Below are 15,196 nucleotides of genomic sequence, written 5' to 3'. Positions count from 1 at the left end.
TGGAGAGGACAAAGGTGACCAACCAACCGAGCGTAGAAACCGACGTCGAGCGGTTACAGCGTTCCGGCCGTGACGTCAGCACCCTTCCGGCGGTGTTGTCGGAGTGGCTGTCCACCGTCATGCCCGGCGGCGTGAAGCCGGAGGTGACCGTCGAGAGCGGCATCGACTCCAACGGCATGTCGTCGGAGACCATCATCCTGACCGGCCGCTGGGAAGAGGACGGCAAGAACGTCGAGCAGAAGTGGGTGGCCCGGGTGGCCCCCACCGAGGAGGACGTTCCGGTCTTCATCACCTACCGGATGGACCATCAGTTCGAGGTCATCCGCCTGGTCGAGGAATTGACCGACGTGCCGGTACCGAAGGTGCGCTGGATCGATCCGACCGGCAACATCCTCGGTGCCCCGTTCTTCCTGATGAACCATGTCTCGGGCATCGTTCCGCCCGACGTAATGCCGTACACCTTCGGCGACAACTGGTTTGCCGATGCGCCCGTCGAGCAACAGCGCGTGCTGCAAGATTCGACAGTCGAGGTCCTGGCCAAGCTGCACTCAATCCCCAACGCGGGCGAGACATTCGGCTTCCTCGCCGAAGCCGTGCCCGCGGGCGATACCCCGCTGCGCCGCCAATTGAATTGGCTCAAAGGGTGGTACGAGTTCGCGGTCCCCGACATCGGCCGATCGCCGCTGGTCGAGACCGCGTTGGCTTGGCTCGAGGACAACTTTCCCGCCGACGTCGCGGCAGGAGAACCCGTTCTGGCATGGGGTGACTCACGGGTCGGCAACGTCCTCTACGAAGACTTCCGCCCGGTCGCGGTGCTGGACTGGGAGATGGCGACGCTGGGTCCGCGCGAGCTGGACGTGGCGTGGATCATCTTCGCGCACATGGTGTTCCAGGAACTCGCCGGGCTGGCCGGGATGCCCGGTCTGCCGGATGTCATGCGCGAGGACGACGTTCGCGCCACGTATCAGAACTTGACCGGCGCCGAACTCGGTGACCTGAGATGGTTCTACGTCTACTCCGGAGTGATCTGGTGCTGTGTGTTCATGCGCACCGGCGCGCGGCGCGTGCACTTCGGCGAGATCGAGAAGCCTGAAGACGTCGAGTCGATGTTCTACCACGCCGGCTTGCTGCGCCGGCTTATCGAGGAGGCTTAGCCCCACATGCTCGGACCGCTCGACGAATATCCTGTCCACCAGGCGCCGCTGCCGATCGCCTGGCCGGGCTCCTCGGACCGAAACTTCTACGACCGCAACTATTTCAACGCCCACGACCGCACCGGGGACATCTTCCTGATCACCGGCATGGGCTACTACCCCAACCTCGGCGTGAAAGACGCCTACGTGCTGGTGAGGCGGGGTGACACCCAGACCGCAGTGCACGTGTCCGACGCTATCGATCAGGACCGGCTGAACCAGCACGTCAACAGCTACCGCCTCGAGGTGCTCGAGCCGCTGCAGAAGATCCGGATCGTAATGGACGAGACCGAGGGCATGGCGCTCGATCTCACCTGGGAAGGCCTCTTCCCGGTCGTGCAGGAACAGCCGCACATCATGCGCCAGGGCAACCGGGTGACGCTGAATGCGCAGCGGTTCGCCCAATTGGGTTCGTGGGCAGGGCATATCGTCATCGACGGCGAGGAGATCACCGTCGACCCGTCGGTGTGGATCGGCAGCCGGGACCGGTCGTGGGGCATCCGACCGATCGGGGAAGCCGAGCCTGCCGGACGGCCGGCCGATCCGCCGTTCGAAGGCATGTGGTGGCTGTACGTGCCGATGGCCTTCGACGATTTTGCGATCGTGCTCATCATCCAGGAGGCGCCGGACGGCTTCCGCTCACTCAACGACTGCACGCGGATCTGGCGTGACGGCCGGGTCGAGCAGCTGGGCTGGCCGCGGGTGAAGATCCATTACCGTTCCGGCACTCGCATTCCCACCGGCGCGACCATCGAGGCGACCGACGCCAACGGTGCGCCACTGCGGTTCGATGTGGAGTCCAAGCTTCCCGTCCCGATCCACGTCGGCGGCGGCTACGGCGGCGACTCGGACTGGATTCACGGCGTGTGGAAGGGCGAGAAGTTCGCCGAGCGGCTCACCTATGACATGAACGACCCGGCGGTCATTGGGCGTTCGGCGTTCGGGGTGATCGACCACGTCGGTCGCGCGGTCTGCCACGACGGCAACTCGTCGGTCGAGGGCTGGGGCCTGTTCGAGCACGGCGCGCTGGGCCGCCACGACCCGTCCGGCTTCGCGGACTGGTTGACGGTCGCACCGTAAATCTTTCGCCACTGCCTGCGCCCAAACCGACGTTTGGGCGGGAAAGTGCGAGTAAAACCCGACAAAACGTCGATCTCGATCGCTAGGTGATTACGCCGTGAAAGTCATGACTGCCCTCTATGGGCCGACCGATGCCGTCGACCGCGCGCGTGCGCTGCGTGAGGCCGGCGCGAGCGGTGTGTTCACGTTCGAGGGGCCGCACGACGTGTTCGCGCCGCTGACGCTGGCCGCCGGTGTCGGTGGGCTGGACTTGATGACCAATGTGGCAATCGCGTTCCCGCGCAACCCGATCCAGCTGGCACATCAGGCTTACGATCACCAGCTGCTCGCCGAGGGCCGGTTCATCCTTGGGCTGGGCACCCAGGTGCGCGCGCAGATCGAGAAGCACTACGGCGCGGCTTTCGACAAGCCGGTGGCGCGGATGAGCGAGCTCGTCCGCGCGCTGCAGGCGATCTTCAGAACCTGGGAAACCGGCGAACGCCTGGACTTCCGCGGCGAGTACTACCGGCACACGCTGATGACACCGGTGTTCAATCCTGGCCCGAATCCCTTTGGGCCACCGCCGATTTACGTCGGTGCACTGGGTCCACGGCTGACCCGCGCCACCGCCGAGGTGGCCGACGGCTTACTGGTGATGCCGTTTGGCTCGGCGAAGTTCCTCCATGAGTCGACCATGCCTGCGGTACGTGCGGGCTTGGCCGCCGCGGGGCGGACGGAGTCGTCGTTCAACGTGGTGCCCGAGATCATCCTGTCGGCCGGCGAGGATCACGACGCGGCGCGGCGGCTGCTGGCGTTTTACGGGTCCACCCCGGCTTACCGTCCGGTGCTGGACATCCACGGCTGGGGCGACCTGCAGCCCGAGCTGAATTCGATGTCCAAACAAGGTAAATGGCTGGAGATGGCCGGGCTGATCAGCGACGAGGTGCTGCACACCATCGCGGCGTGCGGCACCCCCAAGCAGATCGCCGCACATATCCGTGACCGAGTCGACGGCGTCGGCGACACCGTCTGCCTCTACCAGCCCGGTCCCATCGCGATCGACACGCTGGCCGAGATCGTCGACGAATTGGCCCACTGAGAGCCCGCGTCGAGATCGACGTATTGGCGGCTTTTACTCGCACTTTCGCGGCCTAACGTTGGTTTGGGCGCAAGGGGCGGGCACCATGGGTGGGGTGGGTTACGACGTTGTGGTCATCGGCGCCGGCTTCGCAGGCCTGGCAGCCGCACGTGAACTGGTAAAAGACGGGTTCGCCGTCGTGGTGCTGGAGGGCCGCGACCGTGTCGGCGGACGCTCGAGCACCACGACGGTCGCCGGAGTTCCCGTCGATCTCGGCGGCACCTTCGTCGGCCCCACCCAGGATGCGGTCATCGCCTTGGCCAAGGAACTCGACTGCCCCACCGAACCGACCTACTGCGAGGGCGCCAATCTCATCCGGTGGCGCGGCAAGGTCCGGTCATACCGCGGCACCATCCCCCGGCTCTCGCTGCTTCAGCTGCTCGACATCGCCCGGATCCAATGGCAGGTCGAGCGGCTCGGCCGGGACATCGACATCACCAAGCCATGGGCGGCGCCCAGGGCCAAACAGCTCGACAGCACGACGCTCGGCGGCTGGCTGCACTCGGTGGGCGCCAGCGCGTCCTCCCGGGACCTGCTGGCCGTCATGGCGCGGGTGACCTGGGGCGCCGAGCCCGACGAGGTGTCGATGCTGCACGCCGTGCGCTACGTCAAGGCCGCCGGCGGTCTGGATCGCATGCTCGACGTGGTCGGCGGGGCCCAGCAGGACCACTTCCCCGGCGGTACCCAGCAGATCGCCCTCAAGATGGCTGCCGAACTGGGCGAGCGGGTCCGGCTCGACTGTGTCGTCTCCCGCATCGAGTGGTCCGACGACGCGGTGGCGGTGATGTCCTCGGGTGGTGTCGTCGAGGGACGACGCGTGATCCTGGCGATTCCCCCGGCGCATCGTCAGGGCATCGACATCGCCCCTGCCCCGCCGATCGGCTATCAGCAGCTCGCCCAAAGCTGGCCGCAGGGCGCCCTGAGCAAGGCCTACGCCGCCTATCCCCGCCCGTTCTGGCGGGACAAGAAGCTGTCCGGTCAGGCGCTGTCCGACCAGGGGCCGGTCTTCATCACCTTCGACGTCAGCCCCTCCGACGATGGCCCGGGAGTGCTACTCGGCTTCGTCGACTCTCGTGGGTTCGACGCACTCGCCCCCGAGCAGCGCCGTCAAGCCGCGCTCAAAGGATTCGCCGCGTTGTTCGGCCCCGACGCCGAGAACCCCATCGAATACGTCGACCATTGTTGGGGCGCAGAGGCTTTCGCACCCGGCGGCCCCACGGCAGCGGTGCCGCCAGGGGCGTGGACAGAGTTCGGTCCACTGCTGCGTGAGCCCGTCGGTCCGTTGCATTGGGCCGGCACCGAGACCGCCGACGAGTGGACGGGCTTCCTGGACGGCGCGGTGCGCTCCGGGCACCGCGCGGCAACCGAAGTCGCCGCGACCCTCAGGAGCTGATGCGCTGCGCGGTCACCGATTCGACCAATGCCCGCAGCCGCGCGTTGACCGCCTCGGGGTGTTCCAGGATGGCGCAGTGCCCACCCGGGATTTCCACCAATTCGACCAGGTTGGGGGCGGCATCGGCGATCTTGCGAGCCTGGCACATCGGCAATAGCCGGTCCTTGCTGCTTCCGATGACCAGGGTCGGCACGGTCAGACCGCTGAGGTCGATGTGGCGCGGACCCATCTCGTCGACGAGTGCCCGCGCCCACGCCCCGCGCCCGGCGGCCGGGGTGGCGGCAAACAGCTCGTGGATGAGGTCGGCGACCGCTGGGTCGGCGCCGGCGCCGACGGCCATCATCGCGACGAACCAGCGGCTGCCGGGCTGGGCGCCGCGGACCAGCGGCGCCCCGCCGAACGTGGTGATCAGCCGGCGTGCGGCCACTGACCGACCGCCGGCCAGCAGTGGGGGAACCCGCAGCAGTTTGATCTCTTTCAGCAGGTCACCGGTGGTGGTGTTGATCAGGGCGACGGCGTCGGCGCGGTGCGCGACCCGGTGCCGGTAGCGGTCGGACCAGGCGCTGATCGCGATCCCGCCCATCGAATGCCCAGCGATCACGGCCCGCTCCCCGGGGCGCAGGGTGGCCGACAAGACGGCATCCAGGTCACCGGCCAGGTGCCCGAGGCTGTACCCCGACCGACGCGCCAGCCCGCTGCGGCCGTGTCCGCGGTGGTCGTAGGCGATCACCCGGTAGTCGCGGGACAGGTCGTTGATCTGTTCGTGCCAAACCCGGATGGCGCAGGTGATGCCGTGCGCCAACACGATCGGGTAGCCATCCTCGGGGCCGAAGACCTCGGTGTGCAGGCGGGTGCCGTCGGCGGCCCTGACCTCGACTGTTTGGCTGGACGGCAGCGTGGCGCCGCGGAGATCGGGCGCATGGGACGTCGACATGATTCCCCCTTGCTCGGTACGGCAACGCTGCCTCACCGGGGTTATCAGAGTAGCTGTCAGAGCCCGGCCGAACTGGCAGACCGCGCCCGTCGTTACAGCTCCGTGCCCCTCTCTAGGATGACCCGGTGACCGACCACGCGTTCACCGCCGAAGAGCGCCGCGCCATCTACCGCGTGATCAACGAACGCCGGGATATGCGCAGGTTCAGCCCCGATGCCACCGTGTCCGAGGCGGTCCTGGCCCGACTTTTGGCAGCCGCGCACGCCGCACCCAGCGTTGGCCTGATGCAGCCCTGGCGGTTCCTGCGCATCACCGACGACGGACTCCGGCAGAAAATCCATGGGCTGGTCGACGAGGAACGTCAGCAGACCGCGGTTGCCTTGGGCCCCCGGGCCGCGGAGTTCCTGGCGCTGAAGGTCGAAGGCATCCTCGACTGTGCCGAGCTGCTGGTGGTCGCCCTCGGGGACGACCGCGACGGCCACGTCTTCGGCCGACGGACGATGCCGCACATGGATCTGGCCTCGGTGTCGTGCGCCATCCAGAACATGTGGCTGGCCGCCCGTGCCGAAGGCCTCGGCATGGGCTGGGTTTCGATCTTCGATCCAGCACGCCTTGGTGAACTACTCGAGATGCCGGCCGACGCCGAGCCGGTGGCGATCCTGTGTGTAGGTCCGGTGCCCGACTTTCCTGACCGGCCTGCGCTGGAGATCGACGAATGGACGTTCGGCCGCCCGCTCGCCGAGTTCGTCAGCGAGAACCGTTGGAGCTAAACGGGTTTCATAGCTAGCGGCCGACGGTGTAGCAACCCAACCCCGGAAGGCAACCGGTAGCCCCGCCCGGCCATGCCGAACCGCTGGGTCCGTTCGGGAAGCCGCCGCTCGCGCCGCCCCAGCCGGCCGTACCGCCGGGGCCACCGGGAATGCCGCCCGCGACGCCGCACTGGCTGCCATCGGCGTTGACGCAACCCGGTTCGGCGCCGGCGATGGGCGCGGCCGCGATCGCCGCGGCTACGGCCCCGGTGAGGACAACTGTGAGGGACATTTTCGTCAATGCCATGCGCCTAGATATACCGGACTTGATACCAAGAAGTGCAAAATCCCAGCGCACTTTCGAGTACAAATAAGCAGATGAAGACACTGTTCGCCGCTGGGATCACGGCCGCGGCGCTGCTCTTGGCCCCAGCGTCGGCCCACGCGGATGTCATCTACGGTCCCGACGTCGTCGTCGGTCCGGGGGTCGAGGTCGGTCCCGGCATAGCGTTCGCCGATCCCCTCGACGCGGCGGCCCAGGCGGCTGCCGGACGACCGCCCTGCTACACCCCCGACGGCGGGCCGTATTACACGCCGGCCGACGCCCCCTGCGCCTGACGAAGTGCCAGTACCTGCCGCCTACGTGTAAGCTGGGCGAAGGTTGACTTTCCAGCCGCGGTATTCGTCGCAGGCGAGCGGTGTGCCTCGCACCCGCAATGCGAGCCTTTCGTGCGTGTTCCACCGAAACTTACGTTTTCCTTCTAGTACCCACCGGAGCCGCCCCGATGTCTTTGTCTACATCCGGACCGCCCGTCGATGGCGAGACCCGGCAGCCACTGCAACTCGTCACCGAATGGCTCAGCACTACTGACGTTCTGATTACCGTCGCCGGCACCGTCGACATGTGCACAGCCCAACAATTCAGCGACTACGTATTCCGCCGTGCGGGCAACTGCAAGGTGCTGAACCTCGATATGACCCGGGTGACATTCTTTGACTGCGCGGGCTTTTCGGCGCTCGCCAACATCGGTGAGCGATGCCGCCAGGCAAACGTCACGTGGATGGTCCAACCGGCGCCGTGCATCTCGCGGATCGCAAACATCTGCGATCCGTCCAACGAACTGCCGATATCTCGTGACGGCAAGTTCGAATCAGTCTGTGCCTGAAAGGGGACACTTCATGGACCCACTATTTTCCCATCCCGTCCAAGCCCAAACCGCCGCGTCGTCAGACGACGACCAACCACCGACCCCGGTTGAGAACCCGGAGTTCTCCCACCGCTAGCCGTTTGCCGGTGTGTCGGGATCGGCGCTGCGCATCAGCCGGATCAACTGCTCGCGCTCGTTGATGCCCAGCTGCTTGAACACCCGGTAGAGGTGGCCTTCGACGGTACGAACCGACACCACTAAGCGTTCGGCGATCTGACGGTTCGTCAGCCCGTTGGCGACCAGGGTGGCAATCTCACGCTCACGACCGCTGAGCGGCAACGGAACTCCGCCGGTTGCCGTCGCAGGTGTGTGCAGGCCAAAGGTGCTGACAAGCCAGTGCGCCCGCGTCGACGATTGAAGTCCCGGCAGCCTTGCGCCGGCTTGCCGGTGCACCAGCGCCGCCGCCGCGAAGGCGTCTGCCGCGTGCGCCGCCATCCCCAGCGACTCCCATTCACTGGCCACCCGGTCGAGGCCGTCGCCGTCGTCGCCCGCGACCGCCTCGGCATGGCTGGCCGCAAGAGCCGCGGTGGGTGTATTCAGTTGTTCTGCAAGGGCTTTGAAGCGAGCCACGTCGGGCTCCATCCCGAATCGCAGCCCGGTATAAAGCGCCTCCAGCTCACCGGTAATGACACCGGAACGGTGGGCGGCGTCCGCCGCCCGCTCGATCGCACTGTGGGCTTCTGCGGTCGCACCCGTGGCAGCGCTGTGATACGCCCTGGCCAGCTCGAGCAACGGCCGGAACACCTCCACCGCGGGCCCCCACGCGCCTTCGGCCATGCTCAGCGCTCGCGCGGCCGCACCGGTGTCGCCGCGCAGTACCTCGGCCTGGACGGTCCAGGCCGCGACCAGCGGCACCCAACCCCCGGACAGGGTCGACACCATCGCCGACAACGCCCGCTGAAGCCAGTCGCAGGCGGCCTGCGGTCGGCCCGCGGCGAGCTGCACGCGGCCGGACATCGCGGCGACAATCGCTTCGGCGTGCGGAGCCCCATGGGCCTGAGCCTGCTGCCGGTCGACGATCGCCTGAGCGGCGGCGATATCACCGTGGTTGAGTGCCGACAGCGCCTCGGACAATGAGATGGCGTACTGCTGTGGCCCAGACGCACAGTGCAGTGCCGCGTCGGCGCCACGGCTGGCCGCTGCCGCCAGCACCTCGGGCCGGCCCCGCAGGTTCGCCGACGCCGCAGCCGGGACCGCCGCCCACAGGACTGCCATCGGCATCGCGTTCGGATCGGAGATGACGGCCGCGCTCGCGGCGTCGGCGGTGTCGAGGTCAGCGGCGAAGTAGGCGATCGATGCCTCGACCGCCAGGGCATAGCTGCGCAGTGCGGGAAGCGTGACGCGGGACCGGACTGTGCCCAACACCTCCTCGGCCATCGCCCGCTGACCGCAGCCGAAGAACAAGTTGGTGGCCCGCAGGCACCCCCAACGGACAAGCATGACCTCGTCGCGCGGATCGAAGGGCGCCAACAGTTCCTCGGCCTGCTCGTTGAAACCCTGCCAGCCCAGCGCATCAGCAAGCGCGATGGCGGCCCGTAATCCCCCGCCGTGCTCGTAGGCGAATCGCGCCAACTGTTCGGCGAGCGCCAGGCTGGACATCGTCATCGCACTCTCGGCGGCATCGATCACCAGGTTGGCGTCCGGTGTCGCATCACTGTTCATCATCAGCCGGGCGAGCTCGATGACCAGCCTCGGGTCCCGCGCGGTGTTCGGGCCCAGATCGCCGACCAGCGACCAAAACTTCTGGGCCAGAGAGGTATTGATCTGCCTCAGCCTGGCCACACCGCAGCTCTTGCGGACAACGTCAGCCAAAACCGGATGTGCCACCTGGACCCGCATTCGGAGCGGATCGCTGATCACGTTGATGACAGCATGGCGTTCGGCATCGCTGATCGCATCGATATCACACATCGAGCGGAGCGCATTCCAGTCCAGAATCTCTGCGGCTGCAACGATTTCGAGAACGTCGCGCTCCTTCGGCGGCAACCCCCGAACCCGCGATTCCAGCAGTTGCTCGATGTCGGAGCCCAAGCGCGGCGAATGGGTGAGCCGCCATCTGCCGGTGTCGTCGGTGAGCGCGCCGTCGTCCACGGCGGTGTCCATCAGACCACGCAACAACAGCGGACTGCCCGCCGACAGTTCGTGAAGCTGATCGACGACGGTGCCTGCGACGGGGCCACCCAACGTTTCGGTGAGCAGCCGCCCGGTCTCGGCGTGCGTGAACGTGCCGACCTCGATCCGACGAAGGTACTGGTCCTTCCACAGCGCGGTGATGGCGTCGGGGACCTCGGTATCCGACCGCATGGTGACGACCAGCGTCGCCGCCCCGCGCACGGCGAGTTGGTGTACGACGATCGCGGAGAGCGGATCGAGCAAATGCGCGTCGTCGACGACCAGCAGCAGGTTTTCCACGCCGTCGAGCGCGTCGTGAGCCGCGGCGAGCAGGCGGATCGGCTCAAGCGCTCCTGGGATCTGCACGATCCCGGCGAAGGCCGCCAGCGGCACGTCCCGAGATGTCTGCGTCCCCAGGACGAAATGGGTCCGCATCCCGCGACTACTGAACAGTTCAGCTACGTGCCGCGCCAGCGCGGTCTTACCGACACCGGCCTCGCCCACGAAAACGACGCCGCTGAACGAGGAGTTGTCGACGGCGTCCATCGCCTGATGGATCTCTGCCGAGCGGGCAACGAACGGCCACTCCAATGGAAGGCCGCCTTCCCTCAGTAGGGCTTATCCGTGCGGCGCACGGTCCCTGCGTAGCGAGTAGATATTAGCGCCGGATGGCCGCTGACCGGCGATTACCGACCAACGGGAATCGAAAGCGCACCCGCGCTATGGGTGCTTTTTGTCACCTCTCCCATGTCCCGGGCCGCCAGGTCCGACCTCCCTATTCGGGACGGGAGGCTGTTGGACGACGGGGCTCGGCGGTGGCGCGACGCTCGTCGGCGCAACCACGGGTGTGCTGGTACTCACCGGTTGCGGCGCCGGCGTCGACGATGACGGGTCCATCGCCAATGCCAAGACCGAAACGGCCAGGGCGATCAGGACCGCAGCCGCGGACGCATAGATTCGGCCCTTGCCACGTCGTGGCCGAGGCGGGAGCGGCGCGAAATAGGGGGTTGCCGGAATCGGCGGCCCTGGAAGAACTTTGGTTGCCGGCCGGGGCGGGACTGCGACCGGAGTGCCAACGTCGAGCAACGCGCGGCGATCACCGGCCAAGGCGGCGCGCATCTGGGCGGCGCTGCCGAAGCGCTGCAACGGGTTTCGCGTCATCGCCCGGTCGATGACTGTTGCGAGAAACGGATCGAGATCGGTTCGTGTCGCCGCCACCGGCGGCGGTGGATTGTCCATGATCGCGCGGGCCAGCACGGCTGGATTGTCCTGCGTGAAAAGGCGCCTACCCAGCAATGCCTCGTAGGCCATCACGCCGACCGCGTAGAGATCGTCGGCGACCGTGGCGGGCGCACCGGCGATTCGTTCTGGACTCAGGTAGCTCATGGTCCCGACGATCTGGCCGGTCATCGTGGTTGCCCCATCTGCGGTCTTGGCGATGCCGAAATCGGCGACCTTCATCGCGTCACCGGGCGCCGACACCAGGATGTTGCCCGGTTTGATGTCGCGATGCAGTATTCCGGCACTGTGCGCCGCGTGCAGACCCGCCAGAACGTCGTCGAGCATCGCACGGACACGAAGGGGCGGCATCGGGCCCGCCACGATCACGTCGGCCAGCGTCTGCCCCGGCAGCCGTTCCAGCACGATGAAGGGGCTGCCTTCATGTTCACCGAAGTCGAATACGACGACGATGTTCTGGTGCGACAACCGGGCCGCCGACCGGGCTTCGTCTTCGAACCGGCGCCGGATATCGGGCATCGCCCCGAGGGACGGATGCAGCAGCTTCACCGCCACCGGCCGGTTGAGCCGGGTATCCCAGCCATCGCGCACTTCGGCCATGCCGCCGCGACCCAGGATCCCGCGTAGCTCGTAGCGGTCCACGAGCATTTCGTGGCCGGTCATCCCTTCTCTCTAGCCCGGAAAGGGGAACGGCAAACCCAACCCACCTGGCGGGCCGACCCCCTACTGATTAATTGATCAGTTGAGTAACCGAGCGCTAGGCTTCTGACGCTCTCGTTAATAGGTTCACCACCCCAGATGACCTGCGATTTTGACCGGTAGACATCCGGCGAGCACATCGGCCATCGCTTAACCGCACTGAGCGCGGCGCTGTCTGCGATGCTTTCTGCGGTGAAAGGAACCGAATGAAGTTCGCGCAGTCGAGCAGGTTGTCCAACCTCTCGCACGAGACGCCGGGTCCGATCGCTGAAGAGGTCGCCCGGCTGGAGGCGGCGGGTCACCACATCGTGCGACTGGATGCGGGCGATCCGCATCCGTTCGGGTTCGAGGCACCCGCCGAACTGGTTCGGGAGATCGCCGGCACGTTGGCGGCCTCGGCCGGCTATACCGGCCCCAAAGGGTTGCCGTCAGCGCGGCATGCGGTGGCGCAGTACTACGCGGCCCGCGCCGTCCCGGACGTCGACGTCGACAACGTGTTCCTCGGCAATGGCGCCTCCGAACTGATCACGATGGCGATGACCGCGCTCCTCGAAGACCGCGACGAAGTGCTGGTGCCCGCGCCCGACTTCCCGGTCTGGACCGCCGCAATCAACATCAACGGTGGCCGCGCGGTGCACTATCGATGCGACGAATCATCGGACTGGTATCCCGACGTCGCCGATATCGCGTCGAAGGTCACCGCGCGAACGCGGGCGATCGTGATCATCAACCCCAACAATCCGACTGGCGCGGTCTACCCGCCCGAAGTGCTCACCGACATCCTCGAAGTCGCACGGGAGCACAACCTCATCGTCTGCTCGGACGAGATCTACGACAAGATTCTCTACGACGACGCCACGCATACCGTGACGGCGTCGCTGGCACCGGATCTGCTGTGCCTGACCTTCAACGGTCTCTCAAAGGCCTACCGCTGTGCGGGCTTTCGCGCCGGCTGGCTCGCGGTATCCGGACCCACCGACCATGCCACCAGCTATCTCGAAGGTCTGACGACCGTGGCTGGGCTGCGTCGCTGCGCGAATGTTCCTGCCCAGCAGGCGATTCGCCTTGCGCTGGAAGCCGACCGATCGGGCCTCGATCTCACCCTCCCCACCGACAGGCTGCACGAACAGCGCGATCGCGCCTGGGTTGCCCTGAACGCGATTCCTGGCGTGTCGTGCGTCAAACCCAAGGGCGCGCTCTATGCCTTTCCGAAGATCGACCTCAGCGTGTATCCGATCCGCGACGACGAGCAGTTCGTCCTCGATCTGCTGATCCAGGAGAAGATCCACATCATTCCCGGGACGGGTCTCAGTTGGCCTGAGCCCGACCACATCCGGATCGTGACCCTGCCGCAGGCCGACGAACTGGAATCCACCATCGAGCGAATCGGGCAGTTCCTGGCGACCTATCGCCAGTAGCTAGCGTCGCGCAATGACTTCCAGCGCGATCTCGCGGCTGGGCTTGGTAGCAATACCGCGAGGCACCGCACGAGGTGGCTTTCCGCGCTGTTCGGCCGCCGGCACGCGCAATTCGAGCGTCTTCATGATGGTGCCGATCGCCACCGCCAGCTCGTTGTGCGCGAACGTCGCGCCGATGCAGCGACGGTACCCTCCGCCGAAGGGCGCGTACTGAAACGGCGACGGCTTGGCGTCCAGGAATCGCTCGGGGAGGAAGGACTCCGGATCCTGCCACAGTTTGGGGTTGAAATGCAGTGCGGGCAAGGCGATTCCGACCACATCGCCAGCCGAACAGGCAACACCGGCGACCGTCAGCGGTGCGGTGAGCCGACGTAACACGATCGGCACCGTCGGATGCACGCGAAGAGTCTCTTGGATCACCGCACCGAGATACGGCAGCGCGGTGACCTCCGCCGGCGTGGCCGCGGTCGCCAGCTCCTCGCCGACACGTGCGCGAATGCCTTCGTCACGGTGGATGTGGAACAGCGCCCACGCCAACGAGGTCGAGCTGGTCTCGTGCCCGGCGGCGAGCATGGTCCGCAGTTGGTCATGCAGCACGTCGTCGCCGAGCAGGTTGCCCTCGTCGTCGGTGGCGTCGAGGATCAGTCCGAGCACATCGCTGCCGTGTTCGCCACTGCCCCTTCGCTCTTCGATCTGCTCGGACAGCAGCCGGTCAAGCTGGGCGCGAAAGCCAACCAGGCGCGCCCACGGCCCCCGTCCGGCGATGTCGCGACGCAGCCACGGCACTAGCATCAGCGCCGCGCTGCCGGAGCGCAGTAATTGCGTTGTCACCCGGGCATATTCGGCACGCCGCGTTCGGTTCGTCACGCCGAACATCACCCGGATCACCACGTCCAGGGTGATGCGCTGGGCCGCCTGACCGACCAGCAGGTGATCGCCCGGCCGCAGGGTAGCGATCTCGTCCTTCGCAACCTCGGCGATCACATCGACGTAGCAACGCATGAGTTCACCCCGAAACGGTGGCGTCAGAATACTTCTGGCCCGACGATGAGCCTCGCCGGACAGCAGGATCAGCGAGTTCTGCCCGACGACGGGTTCGATCGGGTTGGGCAGTGGTGCCCGGCATTGTGAGCCGGGAGCGGTCAGTATGTCGCGCGCACCCTCGGCCGTCGAAAAGAACAGGACCTCGCCGAGTCCAGGAAACCGCACCGGGAACGGCTTCGGGTCGCTGGCGTGCCTGCGGAAGAACCCTTCCGGGTCGATGCCGGCCCAGGCGGCGCGGCCCAGTGCCGCCAGCGTCGCAGGCGCCCTCACGGCACCCTCGACGCCACGACGACCTGGTTACGCCCCAGCCGGCTGAACTCGAGTGTGATCGCCGGGTCGCAGTGCGCGGCCAACGCCTGAAATGCCGAGGGGCTGTAGGCGCGTAACGAGCTGATCAGCCCGTCGTGGGCGAACGGCACGAACACGAACGGCAGCATCGACGCCAGCCGCAGCACGTGCACCGGGGCGGGCGGACGGTACAGGTCGCACACCACGAGCTTGTCGGCCACCCGGGTGCCTTCTTCGAGCACCTTCGCGGCCTGGGCCGGCCGCAGGTGATGAAACGACAGGGCGAACAACGCCAGGTCGTAGGACCGGTCGGGCGCGTCGATGTCGGTGGCGTCGATCGGGCGGACGGCGGCACGCGGATGGCTGCCCAGATCGCCTGCGGCGATGTTCGCCACCGAGACTGGATCGATGTCGGTCACCGTAACCTGGGCTGTGGAGTGCAGTTTCAGCACTGCGCGCGACAACGCCCCGTGGCCCGCCCCCAGTTCCAGAATCTTCGGGTCACCGATATCGCCAACGAGCGGTAGTATCCGGGCGGCGAGGTGATCATGATCGCGCAGGATCCGCCCCATCCAGTCGAGCGACCAGATCACCTGCCGTTTGACCCGGTCGGCGACATCGTCGCGGTCCAGGTATTCCAGCCGGTCGGTCTGCAGACGGCGATCCAGCCATGTGGCGTCGAACCCGCCGCGCGGCATGGTTGCGATGTCCATCCGGGCCAC

At 66.8% G+C, this 15,196-nt stretch carries 14 protein-coding genes; 8 read left to right on the top strand and 6 right to left on the bottom strand.

The window, feature by feature from the left end; translation table 11 throughout:
- Positions 1–14: 14 nt before the first annotated feature.
- The 4 genes from SLQ31_RS08655 (at position 15) to SLQ31_RS08640 (ending at position 4,783) form a co-directional block, all read left to right on the top strand.
- Positions 15–1,154, top strand: a complete 1,140-nt coding sequence (locus SLQ31_RS08655) for a phosphotransferase family protein (protein ID WP_319431468.1) — start codon at positions 15–17, stop codon at positions 1,152–1,154.
- A gap of 6 nt (positions 1,155–1,160) precedes the next feature.
- Positions 1,161–2,273, top strand: coding sequence for a hypothetical protein (locus tag SLQ31_RS08650; protein WP_319431467.1), 1,113 nt, complete (start codon positions 1,161–1,163; stop codon positions 2,271–2,273).
- A 106-nt stretch (positions 2,274–2,379) separates the two neighbouring features.
- Entirely contained in the window at positions 2,380–3,351 is a 972-nt protein-coding gene (locus tag SLQ31_RS08645; RefSeq protein ID WP_319431465.1) for a TIGR03617 family F420-dependent LLM class oxidoreductase, read from the top strand.
- 85 nt (positions 3,352–3,436) lie between these two features.
- Positions 3,437–4,783 (top strand): flavin monoamine oxidase family protein, encoded by a 1,347-nt coding sequence (locus SLQ31_RS08640; protein ID WP_319431463.1) that lies wholly within the window; start codon positions 3,437–3,439, stop codon positions 4,781–4,783.
- Here the strand turns inward: SLQ31_RS08640 and SLQ31_RS08635 are convergent.
- Complete coding sequence (locus SLQ31_RS08635) at positions 4,773–5,717, bottom strand: alpha/beta hydrolase (protein ID WP_319431461.1); 945 nt, start codon at positions 5,715–5,717, stop codon at positions 4,773–4,775. The genes SLQ31_RS08640 and SLQ31_RS08635 overlap by 11 nt on opposite strands.
- 125 nt (positions 5,718–5,842) lie before the next feature.
- Between SLQ31_RS08635 and bluB the strand changes: the two genes are divergently transcribed.
- Complete coding sequence (bluB, locus tag SLQ31_RS08630) at positions 5,843–6,487, top strand: 5,6-dimethylbenzimidazole synthase (RefSeq protein ID WP_319431459.1); 645 nt, start codon at positions 5,843–5,845, stop codon at positions 6,485–6,487.
- A gap of 13 nt (positions 6,488–6,500) precedes the next feature.
- Here bluB and SLQ31_RS08625 read toward each other — a convergent pair whose 3' ends face one another.
- Positions 6,501–6,758 (bottom strand): hypothetical protein, encoded by a 258-nt coding sequence (locus SLQ31_RS08625; protein ID WP_319431457.1) that lies wholly within the window; start codon positions 6,756–6,758, stop codon positions 6,501–6,503.
- A gap of 86 nt (positions 6,759–6,844) precedes the next feature.
- Between SLQ31_RS08625 and SLQ31_RS08620 the strand changes: the two genes are divergently transcribed.
- Both SLQ31_RS08620 and SLQ31_RS08615 read left to right on the top strand, forming a co-directional pair.
- Positions 6,845–7,084, top strand: a complete 240-nt coding sequence (locus SLQ31_RS08620) for a hypothetical protein (protein WP_319431455.1) — start codon at positions 6,845–6,847, stop codon at positions 7,082–7,084.
- Between the two features lie 167 nt (positions 7,085–7,251).
- Positions 7,252–7,632, top strand: a complete 381-nt coding sequence (locus SLQ31_RS08615; RefSeq protein WP_319431454.1) for an STAS domain-containing protein — start codon at positions 7,252–7,254, stop codon at positions 7,630–7,632.
- Between the two features lie 114 nt (positions 7,633–7,746).
- On the opposite strand, the gene SLQ31_RS08610 is transcribed toward SLQ31_RS08615, so the two are convergent.
- Both SLQ31_RS08610 and SLQ31_RS08605 read right to left on the bottom strand, forming a co-directional pair.
- Positions 7,747–10,377: a LuxR C-terminal-related transcriptional regulator gene (locus SLQ31_RS08610; protein WP_319431452.1), complete on the bottom strand. Its 2,631-nt coding sequence runs from the start codon at positions 10,375–10,377 to the stop codon at positions 7,747–7,749.
- Positions 10,378–10,506: 129 nt separating this feature from the next.
- Positions 10,507–11,688: a serine/threonine-protein kinase gene (locus SLQ31_RS08605; RefSeq protein WP_319431451.1), complete on the bottom strand. Its 1,182-nt coding sequence runs from the start codon at positions 11,686–11,688 to the stop codon at positions 10,507–10,509.
- Positions 11,689–11,930: 242 nt separating this feature from the next.
- Here SLQ31_RS08605 and SLQ31_RS08600 point away from each other — a divergent pair, with 242 nt between their 5' ends.
- Complete coding sequence (locus tag SLQ31_RS08600) at positions 11,931–13,142, top strand: pyridoxal phosphate-dependent aminotransferase (RefSeq protein WP_319431449.1); 1,212 nt, start codon at positions 11,931–11,933, stop codon at positions 13,140–13,142.
- Here the strand turns inward: SLQ31_RS08600 and SLQ31_RS08595 are convergent, their stop codons facing one another.
- Together SLQ31_RS08595 and SLQ31_RS08590 are read right to left on the bottom strand one after the other, a co-directional pair.
- Positions 13,143–14,456, bottom strand: coding sequence for a cytochrome P450 (locus SLQ31_RS08595; protein WP_319431448.1), 1,314 nt, complete (start codon positions 14,454–14,456; stop codon positions 13,143–13,145).
- Positions 14,453–15,187, bottom strand: a complete 735-nt coding sequence (locus tag SLQ31_RS08590; protein WP_319431447.1) for a class I SAM-dependent methyltransferase — start codon at positions 15,185–15,187, stop codon at positions 14,453–14,455. Before SLQ31_RS08590 ends, SLQ31_RS08595 begins: the two co-directional genes overlap by 4 nt.
- Between the last annotated feature and the right edge of the window lie 9 nt (positions 15,188–15,196).

Origin of the sequence: Mycobacterium sp. RTGN5 (assembly GCF_033804465.1) — a bacterium.
GTDB lineage: Bacteria > Actinomycetota > Actinomycetes > Mycobacteriales > Mycobacteriaceae > Mycobacterium.
This window is presented reverse-complemented; position numbering and strand designations above follow the sequence as displayed.

Coding starts and splice junctions, on each gene's coding strand:
- SLQ31_RS08650 (WP_319431467.1), top strand. CDS start 1,161: ATGCTCGGACCGCTCGACGAATATCCTGTCCACCAGGCGCCGCTGCCG.
- SLQ31_RS08615 (WP_319431454.1), top strand. CDS start 7,252: ATGTCTTTGTCTACATCCGGACCGCCCGTCGATGGCGAGACCCGGCAG.
- SLQ31_RS08600 (WP_319431449.1), top strand. CDS start 11,931: ATGAAGTTCGCGCAGTCGAGCAGGTTGTCCAACCTCTCGCACGAGACG.
- SLQ31_RS08590 (WP_319431447.1), bottom strand. CDS start 15,187: ATGGACATCGCAACCATGCCGCGCGGCGGGTTCGACGCCACATGGCTG.
- SLQ31_RS08620 (WP_319431455.1), top strand. CDS start 6,845: ATGAAGACACTGTTCGCCGCTGGGATCACGGCCGCGGCGCTGCTCTTG.
- SLQ31_RS08625 (WP_319431457.1), bottom strand. CDS start 6,758: ATGTCCCTCACAGTTGTCCTCACCGGGGCCGTAGCCGCGGCGATCGCG.
- SLQ31_RS08640 (WP_319431463.1), top strand. CDS start 3,437: ATGGGTGGGGTGGGTTACGACGTTGTGGTCATCGGCGCCGGCTTCGCA.
- SLQ31_RS08635 (WP_319431461.1), bottom strand. CDS start 5,717: ATGTCGACGTCCCATGCGCCCGATCTCCGCGGCGCCACGCTGCCGTCC.
- SLQ31_RS08605 (WP_319431451.1), bottom strand. CDS start 11,688: ATGACCGGCCACGAAATGCTCGTGGACCGCTACGAGCTACGCGGGATC.
- SLQ31_RS08645 (WP_319431465.1), top strand. CDS start 2,380: ATGACTGCCCTCTATGGGCCGACCGATGCCGTCGACCGCGCGCGTGCG.